This window comes from Streptococcus sp. HMSC034E12 (genome assembly GCF_001835915.1).
Taxonomy (GTDB): domain Bacteria; phylum Bacillota; class Bacilli; order Lactobacillales; family Streptococcaceae; genus Streptococcus; species Streptococcus vaginalis.
The window spans coordinates 180908-201034 of record NZ_KV826430.1 but is presented as its reverse complement, the minus strand read 5'-3'; the positions used below and the strand labels follow the sequence as shown (position 1 = coordinate 201034).

17 protein-coding genes are annotated in these 20127 nt (G+C 36.0%); 16 read left to right on the top strand and 1 reads right to left on the bottom strand.

Annotation, left to right across the window (positions count from 1 at the left end; translation table 11 throughout):
• Positions 1 to 148: 148 nt before the first annotated feature.
• The 9 genes from HMPREF2574_RS02085 (at position 149) to HMPREF2574_RS02045 (ending at position 11404) form a co-directional block, all read left to right on the top strand.
• Positions 149 to 1075 (top strand): glycosyltransferase family 2 protein, encoded by a 927-nt coding sequence (locus HMPREF2574_RS02085; protein WP_070584187.1) that lies wholly within the window; start codon positions 149 to 151, stop codon positions 1073 to 1075.
• A gap of 75 nt (positions 1076 to 1150) precedes the next feature.
• The gene (gene rfbD, locus HMPREF2574_RS02080) at positions 1151 to 2002 is read left to right on the top strand and encodes a dTDP-4-dehydrorhamnose reductase (protein ID WP_070812134.1); all 852 of its coding nucleotides are present in this window, start codon (positions 1151 to 1153) and stop codon (positions 2000 to 2002) included.
• A 107-nt stretch (positions 2003 to 2109) separates the two neighbouring features.
• The gene (cps2T, locus tag HMPREF2574_RS02075; protein WP_024051867.1) at positions 2110 to 3258 is read left to right on the top strand and encodes a beta 1-4 rhamnosyltransferase Cps2T; all 1149 of its coding nucleotides are present in this window, start codon (positions 2110 to 2112) and stop codon (positions 3256 to 3258) included.
• Positions 3255 to 4190 carry a glycosyltransferase family 2 protein gene (locus HMPREF2574_RS02070; protein WP_070584181.1) on the top strand — a complete coding sequence of 312 codons (936 nt, stop codon included), beginning with the start codon at positions 3255 to 3257 and terminating at the stop codon, positions 4188 to 4190. The genes cps2T and HMPREF2574_RS02070 overlap by 4 nt, the downstream gene beginning before the upstream one ends.
• 2 nt (positions 4191 to 4192) lie before the next feature.
• Positions 4193 to 4999, top strand: a complete 807-nt coding sequence (locus HMPREF2574_RS02065) for an ABC transporter permease (protein ID WP_003040405.1) — start codon at positions 4193 to 4195, stop codon at positions 4997 to 4999.
• On the top strand, positions 4999 to 6219 hold the full coding sequence (locus HMPREF2574_RS02060) for an ABC transporter ATP-binding protein (RefSeq protein WP_003040182.1): 1221 nt from the start codon (positions 4999 to 5001) through the stop codon (positions 6217 to 6219). Before HMPREF2574_RS02065 ends, HMPREF2574_RS02060 begins: the two co-directional genes overlap by 1 nt.
• Positions 6220 to 6243: 24 nt before the next feature.
• The gene (locus HMPREF2574_RS02055; RefSeq protein WP_024051865.1) at positions 6244 to 7995 is read left to right on the top strand and encodes a glycosyltransferase family 4 protein; all 1752 of its coding nucleotides are present in this window, start codon (positions 6244 to 6246) and stop codon (positions 7993 to 7995) included.
• Positions 7992 to 9758 (top strand): rhamnan synthesis F family protein, encoded by a 1767-nt coding sequence (locus tag HMPREF2574_RS02050; RefSeq protein WP_070241617.1) that lies wholly within the window; start codon positions 7992 to 7994, stop codon positions 9756 to 9758. Before HMPREF2574_RS02055 ends, HMPREF2574_RS02050 begins: the two co-directional genes overlap by 4 nt.
• Positions 9755 to 11404 (top strand): LTA synthase family protein, encoded by a 1650-nt coding sequence (locus HMPREF2574_RS02045; protein WP_024051863.1) that lies wholly within the window; start codon positions 9755 to 9757, stop codon positions 11402 to 11404. The genes HMPREF2574_RS02050 and HMPREF2574_RS02045 overlap by 4 nt, the downstream gene beginning before the upstream one ends.
• A gap of 457 nt (positions 11405 to 11861) precedes the next feature.
• Here the strand turns inward: HMPREF2574_RS02045 and HMPREF2574_RS02040 are convergent, their stop codons facing one another.
• Positions 11862 to 12944: a M24 family metallopeptidase gene (locus HMPREF2574_RS02040; RefSeq protein WP_070812133.1), complete on the bottom strand. Its 1083-nt coding sequence runs from the start codon at positions 12942 to 12944 to the stop codon at positions 11862 to 11864.
• Positions 12945 to 13209: 265 nt separating this feature from the next.
• Between HMPREF2574_RS02040 and ccpA the strand changes: the two genes are divergently transcribed.
• From ccpA to HMPREF2574_RS02005, 7 genes are all read left to right on the top strand, one after another.
• Positions 13210 to 14214 carry a catabolite control protein A gene (gene ccpA, locus HMPREF2574_RS02035; protein WP_024051861.1) on the top strand — a complete coding sequence of 335 codons (1005 nt, stop codon included), beginning with the start codon at positions 13210 to 13212 and terminating at the stop codon, positions 14212 to 14214.
• Between the two features lie 92 nt (positions 14215 to 14306).
• Complete coding sequence (locus HMPREF2574_RS02030) at positions 14307 to 15305, top strand: LTA glycolipid anchor biosynthesis glycosyltransferase, IagA/BgsA family (protein WP_024051860.1); 999 nt, start codon at positions 14307 to 14309, stop codon at positions 15303 to 15305.
• A 1-nt stretch (position 15306) separates the two neighbouring features.
• Positions 15307 to 16620 (top strand): glycosyltransferase family 4 protein, encoded by a 1314-nt coding sequence (locus tag HMPREF2574_RS02025; RefSeq protein WP_024051859.1) that lies wholly within the window; start codon positions 15307 to 15309, stop codon positions 16618 to 16620.
• A 26-nt stretch (positions 16621 to 16646) separates the two neighbouring features.
• On the top strand, positions 16647 to 16988 hold the full coding sequence (locus tag HMPREF2574_RS02020) for a hypothetical protein (protein ID WP_070812132.1): 342 nt from the start codon (positions 16647 to 16649) through the stop codon (positions 16986 to 16988).
• 280 nt (positions 16989 to 17268) lie between these two features.
• On the top strand, positions 17269 to 17970 hold the full coding sequence (gene yycF / locus HMPREF2574_RS02015) for a response regulator YycF (RefSeq protein ID WP_003025150.1): 702 nt from the start codon (positions 17269 to 17271) through the stop codon (positions 17968 to 17970).
• Positions 17963 to 19315 carry a cell wall metabolism sensor histidine kinase VicK gene (gene vicK, locus HMPREF2574_RS02010; protein WP_003032751.1) on the top strand — a complete coding sequence of 451 codons (1353 nt, stop codon included), beginning with the start codon at positions 17963 to 17965 and terminating at the stop codon, positions 19313 to 19315. The genes yycF and vicK overlap by 8 nt, the downstream gene beginning before the upstream one ends.
• A 1-nt stretch (position 19316) precedes the next feature.
• Positions 19317 to 20120 carry an MBL fold metallo-hydrolase gene (locus HMPREF2574_RS02005; RefSeq protein ID WP_024051857.1) on the top strand — a complete coding sequence of 268 codons (804 nt, stop codon included), beginning with the start codon at positions 19317 to 19319 and terminating at the stop codon, positions 20118 to 20120.
• Positions 20121 to 20127 lie beyond the last annotated feature (7 nt).

Genomic DNA, 20127 nt, shown 5'->3' with positions numbered 1-20127 from the left:
TTTAATTACCATTTTATTGATGTTGATTTTAGATTTTGTTAGTTTTTACTATTAACATCAAAATGTACAAAACTATTTAAAGTTAGGCTTTGTTCCTAACTTTTTTATTTTTATGTTAGAATATATTTAATGACATAAGGAGGCTAAAATGACAATTTCAATCATCGTTCCTTGTTTTAATGAGGAAGAGTCGCTTCCGTTGTTTTATGCGGAAATGGAAAAAAATAAATTTCAGCTAAATGATCATTTTGAATACATCTTTGTCAATGACGGCTCAAAAGATAGAACCTTAGCTATTTTACGAGAACTCAATCAGAAAAATAATAGTGTTCGTTATCTTTCTTTTTCGAGAAATTTTGGAAAAGAAGCGGCTCTGTATGCAGGTCTCAAACATGCAACTGGTGATTTAGTGACTGTCATGGATGCGGATTTGCAAGATCCTCCGGAACTTTTACTTACAATGAAATCTATGCTGGAGAAGAACCCAGATTTGGATTGTGTGGGCACGCGGCGGACAACGCGTGATGGGGAACCTCCGATTCGTAGCTTTTTTGCTAAGATGTTTTATAAATTAATCAATAGAATTAGTCAAGTTGAAATGGTGGACGGTGCGCGGGATTTTCGTCTCATGCGCCGACAAATGGTAGATGCCATTTTAGAAGTTTCTGAGTACAATCGTTTTTCCAAGGGAATATTTGCATGGGTTGGATTTAGAACGGAATATTTGGAATATAAGAATGTGGAACGAGTTGCAGGAAAAACCAGTTGGAGTTTCTGGCAATTATTGAATTATTCTTTAGAAGGGATTATCAACTTTTCAGATGCTCCTTTGACAATAGCTTTTTGGGGAGGTGCTGTTGCCTGTTTATTGGCATTCTTCCTTATCATGATTGTCATTGTTCGTACGTTGATTTTTGGCGATCCAACATCTGGCTGGCCTTCTATGGTGTCGATTATTCTTTTTCTAGGTGGTTTTCAGTTGTTGACAATTGGCATTATTGGTAAATACATTGGGAAAATTTTCATGGAAACCAAAAAAAGACCAATTTACGTGGTTAAAGAGAAGAGCGAGTAGAAAAAGCAGATTTTTTCTGCTTTTTTTGGTATAATTAAGTTCATTGAATGTTTATTGTTCAGAAAGGAATTTCAAATGATTTTAATTACAGGAGCTAATGGACAGCTTGGAACAGAACTTCGTTATCTTTTAGATGAACGCAATGAAGAGTATGTGGCAGTTGCCGTAGCAGAAATGGATATTACAAATGCCGAAATGGTAGAGAAGGTTTTTGCAGAAGTGAAGCCAAGTCTCGTCTATCACTGTGCGGCCTATACAGCTGTGGACGCAGCAGAAGATGAAGGAAAAGAGCTAGATTATGTAATCAATGTCACAGGAACTGAAAATGTTGCTAAAGCAGCAGAAAAGCATGGTGCAACACTTGTTTACATTTCTACAGACTATGTTTTTGCTGGAGATAAGCCAGTTGGGCAGGAATGGGAAGTAGATGATCAACCAGACCCTCAGACAGAATATGGTCGCACGAAGCGCATGGGAGAGGAATTGGTTGAGAAATATTCTAGCCGTTTCTACATTATCCGCACAGCTTGGGTCTTTGGAAATTATGGAAAGAACTTTGTTTTCACTATGCAGAATTTAGCGAAAACACATAAAACTCTGACTGTTGTCAATGACCAACACGGTCGTCCGACTTGGACGCGTACGTTGGCTGAATTTATGACGTACTTAGCAGAAAATCAAAAAGAATTTGGCTATTATCACTTGTCAAATGATGCCACAGAAGATACGACTTGGTTTGACTTTGCAGTAGAAATTTTAAAAGATACAGATGTCGAAGTTTTGCCAGTGGACTCTAGTAAGTTTCCAGCGAAAGCGAAGCGACCACTCAATTCTACCATGAGTCTAGCTAAAGCTAAGGCAACAGGCTTTGTCATCCCAACTTGGCAAGATGCCCTCAAGGAATTTTATAAACAAGGAAAGAAATAAGGTAGAAGCAGCCGAAAGGTTGCTTTTCTTTTCTATTTTATGTTACACAAACGATTTATAAAGTGATATAATAGATTAGATTGCAAAATCTTGAATTGAGGGAAATCATGAAACATGTATTCATCATCGGAAGTCGTGGGCTTCCTGCTAAATATGGTGGGTTTGAAACCTTTGTTGAGAAATTAGTGGAGAACCGTATATCTCCTCAAATCCAATACCATGTGGCTTGTTTATCAGATGATGAAGCTTATCATCATTTTGATTACAAAGGCGTAGATTGTTTTACGATTAAAGCACCAAAACTTGGTCCAGCTCGCGTTATTGCTTATGATATGATGGCAATTAACTATGCTTTGAAGTTAGTGAACAATCAAAAAATTGCTCAACCGATTTTCTATATTCTAGGAAATACAATCGGCGCTTTTATCGCACCTTTTGCTCGAAAAATTCACCATGCTGGTGGTATCTTTTATATCAATCCTGATGGACTTGAGTGGAAACGCGCTAAGTGGTCTAAGCCCGTTCAAAAGTACCTCAAATATTCTGAGAAAGTGATGACTAAACATGCCGATTTGGTGATTTCGGACAATCAAGGAATTGAAAGTTATATCCAGAAAGCTTATCCGTGGGCTAAAACCACCTTCATTGCCTATGGGACCGATTTGCGCTTGTCATCTTTAACTGCTCAGGATGAAAAAGTTCGACACTTTTTTGACACGTGGGCAAGTAAGGAAAAAGATTATTATTTGATTGTTGGGCGTTTTGTTCCAGAAAATAACTATGAAATCATCATTCACGAGTTTATGAAGTCACAGACGCAACGAGACTTGCTGATTGTCTGCAATCATCAAGGCAATGCTTATTTTGAAGAACTACAACAAAAAACAAATTTTGACCGAGATGAGCGGATTAAGTTTGTCGGTACTGTTTATGATCAAGATTTATTGAAGTATATTCGCAATCAAGCGTTTGCTTATATTCATGGTCATGAGGTCGGCGGCACCAATCCTGGTCTCTTAGAAGCCTTAGCTCAGACAGATTTGAATTTGGTCTTGGGTGTGGACTTTAACCGACAAGTGGCAAAAGAAACAGCTCTTTACTGGGATAAGAAAGAAAACAGCCTAGTTGATTGCATTCATCAGGTAGATAAACAGTCCGACTTTTCAGATCTAGGTCAAGCTGCGAAAGAAAACATGAAAGAACACTACACTTGGGAAAAAATTGTGGGTGAATACGAGGAATTATTTTTATCATGAAAGTGACCATTCTCATGTCCACCTACAATGGTGAACGGTTTTTAGCAGAACAGATTGAAAGTATTCGGCAGCAGACCTATACAGGCTGGCAACTGTTAATCCGAGATGATGGTTCTAAAGACAGGACGCGTGAGATTATTCAAGATTTTTGTCAAAAAGATAATCGCATTCAGTTTGTGAATCCTGATAGCGTCGAAAATCTTGGTGTTATCAAAAGTTTCTTTTATCTTTTGAAATATCAAACATCAGATGTTTACTTTTTTAGCGACCAGGATGATGTCTGGCTGCCTGAAAAAGTAGAAATGCAGCTAGAAGAAGCGATTAAACACGATACCAGTCAGCCTTTGCTGGTTTACACGGATTTAAAAGTTGTAGATCAAGAGTTAAATGTCGTACATGAAAGTATGATTCGTACACAGTCTGACCATGCAAACACGGAACTGCTCCAAGAATTAACAGAAAATACTGTTACAGGCGGCGTTTCGATGATTAACCAAGCTCTGGCTGACTTATGGGCAGGCCAAGAAGCTCATGATCTTCTCATGCATGACTGGTATTTGGCTTTGTTGGCAGCAGCTTTTGGTCATTTAGTCTATATAGACCAACCAAGTGAATTATATCGGCAACATTCCAATAATGTTTTAGGTGCAAGAACCCTCAGAAAAAGAATGCAGAATTGGATTCGCCCGCATATTCTCTTCGCAAAATATTGGAAATTGATTCAAGATAGCCAAGAACAAGCAAGGAATTTATTAGCTTTGCCTTTGGCTACTCAAAATAAAGAACTGATTGAAAATTTTGTGACAATCATGGAAGTCCCGTTTATGGAACGCTTACGTCGTCTTCAAAAATATGGTTATCGAAAGAATCGTGCCTTCCATACTTTTGTCTTTACAACACTCATTCTTACAAAATTTGCTTATAAGGAGTAATGATGGACTTATTTAGTCGAAAAAATATGATTCTCTTACGCGAGATGATTAAAACAGATTTTAAATTACGGTATCAAGGGAGCTTGATTGGGCATTTATGGTCCATTTTGAAGCCCTTGCTCTTATTTACGATTATGTATTTAGTTTTTGTGCGCTTCTTGAGATTTGATGATGGAACGCCACATTATGCTATCGGTCTTTTAATCGGTATGGTAACTTGGAATTTCTTCTCTGAAGCTACAAATATGGGGATGATGTCTATCGTTTCTCGTGGTGATTTGCTTCGGAAACTGAACTTTTCAAAAGAGATTATTGTTATTTCTTCAGTTGTTGGTGCAGCAATTAACTACTCTATTAATTTATTGGTCGTTTTCATCTTTGCTTTGGTTAATGGAGTAGCAGTATCCATTGGCTGGCTTACAGTTATTCCATTATTTGTTGAATTGATTTTATTTTCAACAGGAATCGCTTTTGTGTTGGCGACGTTATTTGTTAAATATAGAGATATTGGTCCGATTTGGGAAGTGGTGATGCAAGCAGGAATGTATGCGACACCTATTATCTACTCTCTTACCTTTATTTTGCAACGTGGTCAGGTAACAATTGCAAAACTCATGATGCTAAATCCTTTGGCACAGATTATTCAAGATTTGCGGCACTATATTGTTTTTTCAGGAAGCATGCGTGGCTGGGATTTAATTGGTCATAAAGGTGTTGCTATGGTACCCTATATTCTTCCTTTCTTTATCTTTGGAATTGGGTATTATATTTTCCACAAAAATGCTAAGAGATTCGCGGAGATTTTATAATGTCAGATAAAAAAATTGCAGTAAAAGTTGATCATGTCAGCAAGTATTTTAAACTTCCTACTGAAGCAACGCAAAGTTTACGTACCAATTTAGTCAATTATTTTAAGGGGATTAAAGGCTATACGGAACAACATGTTTTAAAAGATATTAACTTTGAGGTCGAAGAAGGTGATTTCTTTGGGATTGTTGGCCGTAATGGTTCAGGAAAGTCCACTCTTTTAAAAATCATTTCTCAAATTTATGTCCCTGAGAAAGGAAAAGTCACTGTTAATGGGAAAATGGTTTCTTTTATTGAACTTGGTGTCGGCTTTAACCCAGAATTAACTGGACGTGAAAATGTCTATATGAACGGTGCCATGCTTGGTTTTACAACAGAAGAAATTGATGCTATGTACGATGATATCGTTGATTTTGCTGAGTTACATGAATTTATGAATCAAAAACTGAAGAATTATTCAAGCGGAATGCAAGTTCGTTTGGCGTTTTCGGTCGCGATTAAAGCACAAGGTGATGTTCTCATTCTTGATGAAGTTCTTGCAGTCGGTGATGAAGCTTTCCAGAGAAAATGTAACGATTATTTCTTAGAACGAAAAAAATCTGGGAAAACAACCATTCTTGTTACGCACGACATGGGCGCTGTTAAGAAATATTGCAATAAAGCTGTTTTGATTGAGGACGGATTGATTAAGGCGATTGGAAATCCGGATGATGTTGCGAATCAATATAGCTTTGATAATGCGATTCAACCAACACAAGAAAAAGCTGCTGCTTCAGAGAATAAAACGAAACAAGTTGCATTGGTTGAAAATTTTGAAGTAAAATTGTTATCTCCAAATCAAGTAACACCAGACGATGAATTGAAGTTTGAATTTACTTTTACACAGCTTCAAGATATTGAGACTCATATTGCTATGTCGTTCGTTGATATAAACACTAATTATGGCTATTACAATGATAATTCTATGGATTTAAAAATTAGTGGAACAGGAGAAAAGAAAGTCATCTATACATGCAAACTTCCTTATTTAAATCATGCTCGTTTAAGATTGGAAGCAACCATTCGTGATTCTGACAAACGTGTTTTAGCCTTTGCCGTATCTTCAAAAGCTCCAATCGTCTTTATTGAACGGAATGATATTCCAGAGGATGACGAATCAGCACTAGATTCGGCAACAGGTTTACTTGTTAGAAATGGAAGTTGGCAAGAATCGCACACATAAAACTTTACAAAGCGAGGGCTTAATATGGTAAAGCGTATTTTATTTATCTCTCCAACTGGAACTTTAGATAATGGAGCCGAGAAATCAATAACGAATTTAATGGTTTATTTATCTGAAATAGGCTATGACATTTACAACGTCTATCCTGAAAACGGGCACCCAACTCATGCAAGTTATGAAAGCAAGCTGTCGAATGCCAATGTTCATTTATTTCCACTATCTACGATAAAATGGTGGTGGGAAGAAGCACCAGGCGATCGTCTCTTTTCTAAGGAAGAAAGGGTAATATATTATCAAAAGAATATTAAAGAAATACGAGATATTATTGTTGAGCAAGATATTGATTTAGTTATTTCTAATACAGCAAATGTTTTTCAAGGAGCTGTAGCAGCGGCCTGTGAGGATATCCCACATTTTTGGCTTATCCATGAATTTCCAGAGAGAGAATTTCAATATTATGCAAAAAAAATGAAGTTTATTTTTGAGAATTCGGATAAAGTTTTTTCTGTACGGGGAAATCTAGCCCAAAAATTAGCTGAGTTAAATAACAATCCTGCTAATTTAGAAACATTTATTCCTTATACACAATTTACAACTGAAGCTTTGGCAGAGTCCAATCAAAGAAGAATCATTTCAATTGGTGTAATAAATGAAAATAAAAATCAAATTGAGCTTCTTAAAGCATATAAAAAACTTAGGCGCAATGATATTCCCCTAATTTTTATTGGTGATTGGCAAAAAGAGACAAAAGAAGAGTGTGATGCTTATATTGAAAAATATGAATTAACTAATGTCCAATTTTGGGGTTATAATGATCAACCATGGAAAAAAGTGACAAACTCAGATATTTGTGTATGCACCTCGAAATCTGAATCCTTTTCTCTTGTTTTTGTTGAATCTATTTTAAGAGGAGTTCCTACAATAGTTTCAAATAATGATGGCTATAAATCAGCTAAAGAATATTTTCATAGCGGTACGACATATCAGTTGGGAAATATCGACTCATTGGCTGATAAGATGGCAGACTTTCTTGAAAATTTCGATATAAATAAGAATAATGCAGTTCTTGCAAGCGAGAGAGCTAAACAGCTTTATACGCTTGATAAGTGTTATGATAGTTTACTTGCAAATATAGCATCTCTTTCAACAAGAACAGAGAAATCACTACAAGCTATTAGCTCCTTGCTAGGAGAAACGTTGCCAAATCATTCCATATTGAATATAAAGAAGCAGCCTATTACGATTTTTTATGCACGGGCAGATGAAGAATTTTCGGAAACAAATAGTCTGAAATTCCCATTACAGTATGCAGATGAGCTTTATTTTCAGATTCCACATGAAGCAGCTAGATTGAGAATTGATTTATCTGAGATTCCAAATTATTATAAAAACGTTAGTCTAAAAACTTATCATAAACAAACAGAGTTGAAAATTGCCTTTACAAACGGGCTCTTGCTTTCTAATGAATTACTTTTCGGGAAAAATGATCCTCAGCTTCATTATCAGATTGATGATGTTGAGGATTCAGAATTTCTTTTTTCGTATGAAATGAAAGATATTTTTGACCCTATGAAAGAAGGTTCAGTTTTGACTGAACTTTCAGAGGCGAATGAAGTTAACCAGAAATTGCTGGAGAACATTACGGATTTGGAAGAGCGCATTCACCAGTTAGAATGTAATTATCAAGAATTAGTTCATGAACACAATGCGGTTATAGGGAGCCGACGCTGGATAATTCCGACTAAAATTATTAACTTCTTTAGGAGAAGACAATGAAACGATTATTAATTTATGTTCATTTTAACAAATACGACCATATCAGTCGACATGTATTTTACCAAATTGAACATATGCGACCTTTATTTGAAAAACTTATTTTTATTTCAAATAGTCAGTTAAGCCTATCTGAAGTGGAAAAACTTCGTGACAAAAAGCTGATTGATGAATTTATTCAACGTGAAAATACTGGCTATGATTTTGGAGCTTGGCATGATGGCATGGCTTTAGTCGGTTTTGATAAGTTGAAAGAATATGATTCAATTACCGTAATGAACGATACCTGTTTTGGTCCACTTTGGGATATGGAACCTATTTATCAAAGATATGAGTCTGATCCAGAAGTAGATTTTTGGGGAATGACAAATCATCAAGAAGTAAAACAAAGAAATCTGTTCATTAATGAGCATCTTCAATCTTATTTTATTTCTTTTAAAAAGAGACTCGTTCAGTCAACTGTATTTCAAAACTTCTGGCAATCAATTGAAAATTATATAGATGTACAAAAGGTTATTGATAATTATGAGACCCAGTACACTAAGAAATTTGTAGATGCAGGTTTTAAATACCAGACAATTTTGGATACAGTGCCTTTAAAGGATGACTTCTTCCATAGTAACTTCACAATTCATTATCCGCATGTTTTGTTGGAAAATCACGTTCCTTTTATTAAGATAAAAACGTTTGATTTAACTCAACATTTAGCCCCTTACTTACTGCAAGAGATTGAAAAGGTATCAGATTATCCGACAGAATTTATTTTATCTCACATGTCTGATATGAGTTTACCAACGCCTCCATATTTGCTTGATAGAAAAGTATTAAAAGATAATCAACTTCAGTATTCAAATCAAAAGAAAGTTGCGGTGCATCTCCATACTTATTATGTAGATCTTTTGGAAGTGTTTTTAACGGCTTTTGAAAATTTTCATTTTGATTATGATTTGTTTTTGACAACAGATTCTGAGAAAAAGAAAGCAGAAATTGAGAAGATTCTAACAGAACGTGGTAAGGTAGGCAAAGTTTATATTACTGGAAATCTCGGTCGTGATGTTATTCCGATGTTAAAACTCAAAAATGAACTATCAAAATATGATTATATTGGTCATTTTCATACGAAAAAATCTCCAGAATATCCGCATTGGGTAGGAGATTCATGGAGAAATGAACTTTTTGATATGTTAATCAAACCGGCGGATAAAATTATGGCTAGTTTGGAAAGTGATGAACGGTTAGGTTTAGTTATTGCTGATATTCCAACTTTTTTCCGTTATACAAAGATTGTTGATCCGTGGAATGAGAATAAATTTGCAGATGATATGAATTTACTCTGGGAACGAATGAATATTAAACGGTCTATAGATTTCAATCAATTAAATACATTTATCATGAGTTATGGAACCTTTATTTGGTTCAAATATGATGCTCTAAAGCCTTTATTTGATTTGAATTTGCAAGATGCTGATATTCCAGCAGAACCATTGCCTCAACATACCATTCTACATTCCATTGAGCGAATTTTAGTTTATTTAGCTTGGTCTCAACGTTATGACTATGCAATCTCTAAAAATGAGATTTATATCACTCCTTTTGTGGATAATATCGTTTTAAATATCCGTCCAGATACCCTGCCAAATACATATATAAACTTTGACAATATTGGCGGCATTAAAGGTGCTCTGAAATATATCTATCGTGGACCAGGGAGTGCTGTTAAATATATAGTGAAACGAGTGGTAGGAAAGATTAGGAATTCAAAATGAGTGATAATAAAAAAAGAAAGTCGTTGAATTTTTATTTTAAAAATAAAAGTTATCAACTTATGGTATTTAAATATCTATTTTCTATTGTAATTAGTTTTTTAGTTTTAAAGACTACACATGAATGGTCTTTTGTACTGTTTAATTTATTAGAATTAGCAATTATCTTTTCTATTTCTAATATTCTTTTAAAAAATCATAAAATAATTGGTCAAATAGTAAATAATCTTTTGTTATTACTATTTAATATTGAAGTATTAGTATTACTTTTTGGTAACAGCTTTGTTACTTTGATAATGATTAATAATTTAAGTTCCTGGGAAGCTCTTAAGGGACGAATATGGATATTTGGTTTAGGAATTATACTTTTACTTATCTTTAGCTTTTTGCCTTCTAGATATGTACAATTGAGTAGAGAAGAGAGGTCTAAGTTAGTAAATAATAGAAGTTTCAAACTATTGGTGGTGTTATTTTTAGGAGAATTGATTTGTTTGGGACTAGTTGGAGAGAAATACTCTCCAGCAAGTTCTCTATATAATTTAGGTAAAGCAGAGTATCAATATATGCAGCTTATGAAAGAAGCAAAAGAGAAAAGTGCACATGCGAAAGAAAAATTTCATAAAGATGATATAACTAATTATGTATCGAAACCTCAAGAGCTGCCTGAAAATCCAAATATTATTTTAATCTTTACGGAGGGCCTCTCTCAACATATTATAGATGATACAAGGGGCATAATGCCTAATGTTTCCAAATTACAAAAAGATTCATTAAATTTTTCTAATTATTATAATCATACCTTTGCAACTTATTGTGGAATTATAGGACAATTGTATTCAGGGTACCAGTTGAAAAATCCAGATAGTAATTATTTAGTATCTTTACAAAGTGTTTTGGCTAATAGAGGATATGCTACATCTTTTATTAATACAGAACCCAATAATAGGGAATTTTCAACTTATCTAAATAATATGAAATTTGGAAAGGTTGTAAATGGCACCATAACAAAAGGATATGATGCTACTTTTGATAAAGAGGCGTATAATGACTTGTTAAACCAAATGTCTAATCAATCTAAAGATAAACCATTTTTTATTTCAATGTATACTTTTGGTACTCATATTGGGATGGACTCAACAGCTAAGAAATTTCAAGATGGGAAAGATAGGGTTTTAAATAGATTTTATAATTTAGATGTACAGATTGGTAAGTTTATAGAAAAATTCAATCAAAGTGAGTTTGCAGATAATACTATTTTAGTTTTTACCACAGATCATGCAACTTATGTTGATGATGAATATAAAAAAGCTTTTCCAAATTTCTCTCGGTCATTAGGAAATCTTGATAAAGTTCCTTTATTCATATATCATAAAGGAGTAACTCCTAGCGATATAAATGTGCAAGGAAGAAATTCTATCAATCTTACTCCAACAATATTAGATTATTTAGATATTTCTTCTCCTAATTATTTTTTAGGAAATTCTTTATTTGCTGATAAGAGTCAAATGACTGATTTTGGAGCAACATTTATATCAGAAGTATCCTACTATAGTACAAATGAATCAAAAGTATCTGATTTTTCAAAAGAGGAATATGAAAAAATAAAAGAGAAAGTTACTGATTATTTTGCTGCATCTCGATATCCATAATACAGGAAATGACTTGTTTTTAAGATAAAGTTGATACAAAGATTTTGACTGTCACAATTACGGTAAATTAATTTTCAGATAAAATCTTAAGAGATCGTATAATAAGGGAGTAGTTTCGCGATTGTATGGAAGTGAATTATCATTTCGCTTCATCAATCTAATAGATAAAAACAACAGATAAAAAGAGGAAGAGATATTCGTGTAGGAGTATTCTTTTCCTCTTTTTGTATAAGAGCCAGAAAATTTAGAAATCATAGAATTTGATTGTTTTCGACCGAATTTGTCTATTTATTTTCCTAAGCAAAATTGGCTGAAAAGTTGGCTAATGAGTTCATAAGGAGCGGCGTTGCCTGTTATTTCACCAAGGATTTCCCATGTTCGGGTGAGATCCATTTGAGCCAAAACCAATACAGGCTTCAGTCCTTAAATCAACTATTTTAGCTTCTTTTTCAGTATTTTAATCAAAATAGAGCAGATCTTTACTTGTACTTGTAAAGACTTCAAAACCATCTTTGGTGACATGACCGCAGTCTTCAATACGAACGCCAACTTTTCCTGGAATATAAATTCCAGGCTCAACAGAGAAGCACATACCTTCTTCGATAACCATATCGTTTCCTTCCATGATAGATGGAAATTCATGTACGCTCATACCGATACCATGTCCCAGACGATGATTGAAATATTCACCATAACCGGCTTTTTCGATGACTTCGCGTGCTGCGCGGTCTACTTCATGAGCTGTTACTCCGGGTTTGATGAAGTCAAGAGCTGCCCGTTGAGCTTCAAGCGTTAGATTGTAAATGTCTTTTTTAAACTGATCTGGTTTTCCAACAGCAACTGTCCGTGTCATATCGCTGGCATAACCATTGACCATACAGCCAAGGTCAAATAGAAGCAGGGCATTGTTTTCGACTTTGTTTGCACCCGGAATGCCGTGCGGATTAGCAGCATTATCACCTGTCAAAACCATAGTCTCAAAGCTCATCTCATAGCCGAGTTGTTTGATACCAAAGTCAATTTGAGCAATAATATCTGTTTCTGTTTTATCGAGAGAAATAGTCTCAAAACCAATCTTAACAGCCTTATCTGCATATTCTCCAGCAACAAACATTTTCTTAATTTCATCGGATGATTTGATGAGACGCATACGATTGATACAAGGTGTTAAGTTTGTAAATTCAGCTTGTTCAAAAACAGTACGCAATCCATTGTATTTGGTCAAAATCAAGTTATCAAACTCAACAGCAACTTTGTGGGCACTGTCCGCTGGCAAGGCTGCTTTGATTTTTTCCCATGGATTTTCAGAATCAACATAACCCACAACCTTGAAATCAACAATCGCACTAGCGCGATCTACTTCAAGAGCTGGGACAAAGAGTAGTGGTTCATGATTTGTGAAAATAAAAAGAAACATCTGGCGTTCATGAGGGTCGCTATAAAATCCTGTTAAATAATTAATCGTTACAGGATCAGAAACCACGGCGACATATGTTTTCTCTGTTTCTAGATAAGAAATAATTTGATTTATTTTGGTCATTCTGTTACCTTCTTTCTACTCCTCTATTTTTGCAAAAAAACAAGTAAAAATCAAGAGGACAGTAAGAACTTTTTTGTCGCTTCAAAAATTTCACAGATTGGGTAGATTTTTCTTGTAAAATCATTGATAAAATTGCTAGAAATTTGCCTAAAGAACAAGATTTTTCAAAAAGTTATCAAAATGCTTGAAAGTGTTTCCAATAAGTGATAAAATGATTTTGGTAGGAATGTGAAAACGATATTTTCAATAATAGAAAGGATAATTTATGAACACAGATGATACTGTAACGATTTATGATGTCGCCCGTGAAGCGGGAGTTTCAATGGCAACCGTTAGCCGTGTGGTAAATGGAAATAAAAATGTAAAGGAAAATACAAGAAAAAAAGTTTTGGAAGTGATTGACCGCCTTGATTATCGTCCAAATGCAGTTGCTCGTGGACTTGCCAGTAAGAAAACGACAACAGTAGGAGTTGTCATTCCAAACATTACAAGCAGTTATTTTGCAACGCTTGCAAAAGGAATTGATGATATCGCAGAGATGTACAAATATAATATTGTCTTAGCCAATAGTGATGAAGATGATGACAAAGAAGTTTCTGTTGTCAATACGCTGTTCTCAAAACAAGTAGATGGTATCATTTTTATGGGCTATCATTTAACAGAAAAGATTCGCTCCGAGTTTTCTCGTTCGCGGACGCCAGTTGTGCTTGCAGGCACAGTTGATGTGGAGCATCAATTACCAAGTGTGAATATTGACAATAAGCAAGCAACCATGGATGCAGTTGAACGTCTTACGAAAAATAATCAAAAAATTGCTTTTGTAAGCGGACCTTTGGTGGATGATATCAATGGTAAGATTCGTTTAGCTGGTTACAAAGAAGCTTTGAAGAAAGCTAAACTTACTTATAGTGAAGGATTGGTTTTTGAGTCAAAATACAGCTATGATGATGGTTATCAATTAGCAGAACGGATCATTGCTTCTAAAGCTACAGCAGCTTTTGTGACTGGTGATGAGCTGGCGGCTGGGCTGTTAAATAGTTTATCAGACAAGGGTGTAAATGTACCAGAAGACTTTGAAATCATCACTAGCGATGATTCACAAGTAGCACGCTTTACTCGTCCAAATTTGACAACTATTGGTCAGCCTTTGTATGACCTTGGTGCGATTAGTATGCGCATGCTGACTAAGATTATGCACAAGGAAGAGCTAGAAGAACGCGAAGTGGTATTAGCTCATGGCCTTATTGAGCGCCGTTCAACAAGGAAGTAGGGAAGAGACCGTAAGGTCTTTTTCTTTTGCTTTTATAATGCGATGTCCCTTCTTGGTTTTATTTTTTCTATCTTTTGGGTATAATAGAAGACATGAAAGTATTACTGTATTTAGAAGGTAAAGCGGTTTTAGAAAAATCAGGCATTGGACGAGCTTTGCAACATCAGATGAAAGCCCTAGATTTGGCTGGAATTCCCTACACGACAGATCCTTCAGGAGATTATGATGTGGTTCATATCAATACCTATGGACCTAGAAGTTTGCGACTTTTGCACAAAGCAAAAAAGCAAGGAAAAAAAGTGATTATGCATGGGCATTCGACTAAAGAAGATTTTCGAAATTCTTTTATCGGGTCAAACTTTTTTGCGGAAGCCTTTGGAAAATATCTGGCTCACATGTACCAAATGGCGGATTTTATCATTACACCGTCTGAGTATTCCAAAAAGTTGATTCAGGGCTATGGCGTTACAACACCAATTGTGGCGGTTTCTAATGGGATTGACCTTCATAAATATCAAAAAGATCCACATAAAGAAGAAGTGTTTAGAAAACATTTTCATACCCAAGAAGGAGATAAGGTGGTTGTCTGTGCGGGACTTTATTTCAGACGCAAGGGAATAGAAGACTTTGTAGAGGTAGCACGCAGAATGCCAGATGTTCGCTTTATTTGGCTGGGTAGTATTAACAAGTGGATCATTCCTCGGAAAATCAGAAATCTTGTACTTTTTAATCATCCTAAAAATGTTGAATTCCCGGGTTATTTTAAAGGTGCCGTTTTTGAGGGAGCTATGAGTGGTAGCAGTCTTTTCTTTTTCCCAAGTTATGAGGAGACAGAAGGGATTGTAGTGCTAGAGGCGTTGGCTAGTCATCAACATGTCGTTTTACGGGATATTCCTGTATATGAGGGCTGGATTGATGAGCAATCAGCTGAATTGGGGCATAATGTAGATGAATTTGTAGATTCTATCCAAAAGATTTTGGATGGTAAAGTAGATAAGCGAGAAGCTGGCTATAAGGTGGCGCAGAGTCGTTCAATTGATGATGTGGCTTATAAACTTGTGGATGCTTATCAAGAAGTATTGGAGATGTAGCATGCGAATTGGTCTTTTTACGGATACGTATTTCCCTCAGGTTTCAGGGGTGGCAACTAGTATTCGCACTTTAAAAACAGAATTAGAAAAGCTTGGACATACTGTTTTTATTTTTACAACGACAGATAAAGATGTCAATCGTTATGAGGATTGGCAGATTATTCGAATTCCCAGCGTGCCGTTTTTTGCCTTTAAAGATCGGCGAATTGCTTATCGCGGTTTTTCAACGGCTTTAGAGATTGCTCGCCAATATCAATTGGATATTATTCATACCCAGACTGAATTTTCTTTGGGTTTATTAGGTGTTTGGATTGCAAAGGAGCTGCGAATTCCAGTTGTTCATACTTATCATACACAGTATGAGGATTATGTACGTTATATTGCTAAAGGCATGGTCATTCGTCCTAGCATGGTCAAATACATTGTTCGCGGTTTTATGAGTGATTTAGACGGTGTGATTTGTCCGAGCGAGATTGTTTATGACTTGCTCATGAAATACAAAGTAAAAGTAGAAAAACGTGTTATTCCTACTGGAATTGAATTGGCTAAATTTGAACGTCCAGAAATTACTAGTGAGAACATTGCTGATTTACGGGGAAAATTAGGAATTTCAAATCAAGAAACCATGTTGCTTAGCCTATCACGTGTTTCGTATGAAAAAAATATTCAGGCAGTTTTAGCTGCTCTACCGGCTGTTTTAGAAGAAAATCCAGATGTGAAATTGGTAGTGGCAGGAGATGGACCTTATTTGTCTGACTTAAAAGCGCAAGCCAAACGGTTGAATATTACGGATGCAGTGATTTTCACAGGAATGATTGCACCCAGTGAGACAGCCTTGTATTATAAAGCAGCGGATTTCTTTATTTCCGCTTCAACGAGTGAGACGCAGGGCTTGACGTATTTAGAAAGTCTAGCGAGTGGCACTCCGATTATTGCGCATGGAAATCCTTATCTAGACAATGTTATCAATGATAAAATGTTTGGAACGCTTTATTATGAAGAACGTGATTTGGCAGGAGCGATTTTGGAAGCTGTTATTGCAACACCGGATTTGGATGAGAAAAGTCTCGCTGCAAAATTATACGAAATCTCTGCTGAAAACTTTGGACGTCGTGTCTATGAATTTTATTTGGATTTAACCATTTCAAAAGATTTCAACAATGATTTATATCCGGAGGAGTCTGTTAGTAAGCGATTAGCGAAATCTGTCATTTATCTTCCCAAAAAAGCGATAGCCCTTCCTGTAAATGGATCAGCGCGAATGTTTAAAGCATCTAAACGACAAATCAAAAATATACAGAAATACCTGAAATAAAATTCCAAAACTAGCGAGGTGGGAAAATGAAATGCGATATTCCTTTTTTAGCCGTACTACTCTTTTTCTATTTGTTATTTTATGGAATTGTTTACGTGATACCGATGGACGAATTGTTACGAAAGGGGTTGGTGGTGAATAATGTTTTGATATATTCACCGCTGGCAACATTCCTTGTGGGAGCTGTCTATGCTGGACTATATGGTTTTTCTTGCCGTTTTTTGCTTTTAGCAACGCTTATGTTCTTTGTGACGATTATGATCTTTGGTGAATGGATTTTACTGTATCATGTGGCCTATTTTATCTGTTTATTGTTGGGGACGCTGTTAGGTTATAGCGTATTTCGCTGGAGAAAGACAAGTAAATGAACATCAAGCAGCTCGAACATTTGCTTCTTTAGGAAATTACTACAGTAGCAGTGAAAAGTTAAGACAGGTGTATTGCGTTTCATAGTTTTTCCTAAGAATTCAATGAATGGTCTAAGGCTTTTGTCTGGACTATTTTTTGATATAAAAGACTGTCTTTGCTGTCATATTTTTAACATATTTGTTTTAAATTTGTAAAGTAAAGAAATGATGTGTTATGAGTTGAATTGGTAAATTTTAAGAAAAATTTGGTATAATAAAAAGATAGAAAAAGGTAAATAAAATGAAAAAAATATTAGTTGTAGATGATGAGAAGCCAATCTCAGATATTATAAAGTTTAACATGGTAAAAGAAGGTTATGAAGTAGTGACAGCCTTTGACGGTCGCGAAGCGTTAGAGATGTTTGAAGCAGAACGTCCAGATATTTTGATTTTGGACTTGATGTTGCCTGAAATGGACGGCTTAGAGGTGGCGCGAACGATTCGGAAAACGAGTAATGTGCCAATCATCGTTCTTTCTGCCAAAGACAGCGAATTTGACAAAGTTATTGGTCTTGAAATCGGTGCGGATGACTATATGACAAAGCCTTTCTCTAATCGTGAGTTGCAGGCGCGTGTCAAAGCCATTTTGCGGCGGACAGATTTGACAATTGAAAATCAAGAAGCAGAAGCTGCTCCGACAGAAATTGTGATTGGAGATTTGCAGATTTTGACCGATGCTTTTGTCGTGAAAAAGCATGGCGAAGAATTGGATTTAACACACCGTGAGTTTGAATTGCTCCACCATTTGGCAACGCATATCGGACAAGTGATGACGCGTGAACATCTGCTAGAAACGGTGTGGGGTTATGATTATTTTGGAGATGTGCGGACTGTTGATGTGACAATTCGTCGTTTGAGAGAAAAGATAGAGGATATTCCTAGCCGACCAGAGTACATTTTAACGCGGCGCGGCGTTGGATATTACATGAGAAACAATGATTGATAATATTAGACAATTTATTGTATCAAAAGACTTTGTATTTGTTTTACTTATTTTAGGGTTCATCTTGGTGATTACCTTGCTTTCCTTGGAAAATAGGCGAGACAATATTCGTATTCGCCAATTGAATCAAAAAGTAAAAGATTTAATTGCAGGCAATTACTCAGAAATTTTAGATGTACAAGGTGGTCCAGAAATTACGGATATTACCAATAGTATCAATGATTTATCTGAGGTAATCCGTCTAACGCATGAAAATTTAGAGCAAGAAACTAAGCGCCTGTCGAGTATTTTATCCTATATGACAGACGGTGTTCTTGCGACCAATCGTCGTGGGCAGATTATCATGATCAATGATATGGCGACCAAGCAGTTGGGGGTCAAAGAGTCTGAAGCACGAAAGATGAATATCTTAAAACTGTTGGATATCGAAGACGAATATGACTTACGAGACTTGATTACGAAAGTTCCAGAGTTGACCATTGATTCGCAGGATGAAAATGGAGAGTTTTTAAGTTTACGTGTCCGATTTGCTTTGATTCGGCGAGAATCAGGCTTTATTTCAGGGCTGGTTGCAGTGCTACACGATACAACGGAGCAGGAAAAAGAAGAGCGTGAGCGGAGACTGTTTGTTTCGAATGTCAGTCACGAATTACGTACTCCCTTGACCAGTGTCAAGTCTTATCTGGAAGCACTAGATGAAGGTGCCTTATCAGAACCAGTCGCACCGGATTTCATCAAGGTTTCATTAGACGAGACCAATCGGATGATGCGCATGGTTTCGGACTTGCTGAGTTTGTCACGTATTGACAATGCAACCAGTCATTTGGATATTGAATTGACGAATTTTACAGCTTTTATCACCTTTATTTTGAACCGTTTTGATAAAATCAGAAGCCAGAATGATGATAAAAAGTATGAAATTATACGAGATTATCCGATTAACTCTATTTGGGTCGAAATTGATACAGATAAGATGACACAGGTGATTGATAATATTATCAACAATGCCATTAAATATTCTCCTGACGGTGGCAAGATTACGGTCAGTATGAAAACGACGGATACCCAAATGATTTTGTCGATTTCAGATGAAGGCTTAGGAATTCCTAAAAAAGATTTACCGAAAATTTTTGATAGATTTTATCGTGTAGATAAAGCGAGAAGTCGTGCACAAGGTGGGTCCGGACTGGGCTTAGCCATTGCCAAAGAGATTATCAAGCAGCATAACGGCTTTATCTGGGCAAAGAGCGAGTACGGCAAAGGTTCAACCTTTACTATTGTCCTGCCTTATGATAAGGAAGCTGTCAAAGATGATGATTGGGAAGAAGATGAATTAGAAGGGTAGCATGAACGAGAAGGGATTTAAGTACAGTATTTTAGCGTCAGGTTCTACCGGTAACTGTTTTTATTTAGAAACTCCAAAGAAGAAGTTGTTGATTGATGCGGGCTTATCTGGGAAGAAAATTACCAGCTTATTGAGTGAAATTGACCGTAAACCAGAGGAGTTGGATGCCATTTTGGTAACGCATGAGCATAAGGATCATATCCATGGTGTGGGCATTTTGGCACGGAAATATCATTTAGACATTTATGCCAATCAAGCAACATGGAATGCTATGGAAGTAGCGCTTGGGAAGATTGATGTCAGTCAGAAGCACATTTTTGAAATGGGAAAAACCAAGACATTTGGCGATATTGACATTGAAAGTTTTGGTGTTAGTCATGATGCGGTTGCACCGCAATTTTACCGACTGATGAAAGACGATAAAAGTTTTGTTCTACTGACGGATACTGGCTATGTTAGCGATCGTATGGCAGGGATTATTGAAAATGCGGACGGGTATTTGATTGAGTCCAACCATGATATTGAAATCCTTCGTAGTGGAGCTTATCCTTGGAGCCTGAAGCAGCGGATTTTATCTGACCAAGGACATTTGTCGAATGATGACGGGGCAGAAACCATGATTCGTACGTTGGGTTATCGCACTAAGAAAATCTATCTAGGGCATCTTAGCAAAGAAAATAATACCAAAGAATTAGCTCATATCACAATGGTTAATCAATTGGAACAGACTGATTTGGCGGTTGAGCATGATTTTCATATTTGTGATACATCTCCAGATACGGCAACTCCATTGACTGATATTTAGGAGAGTC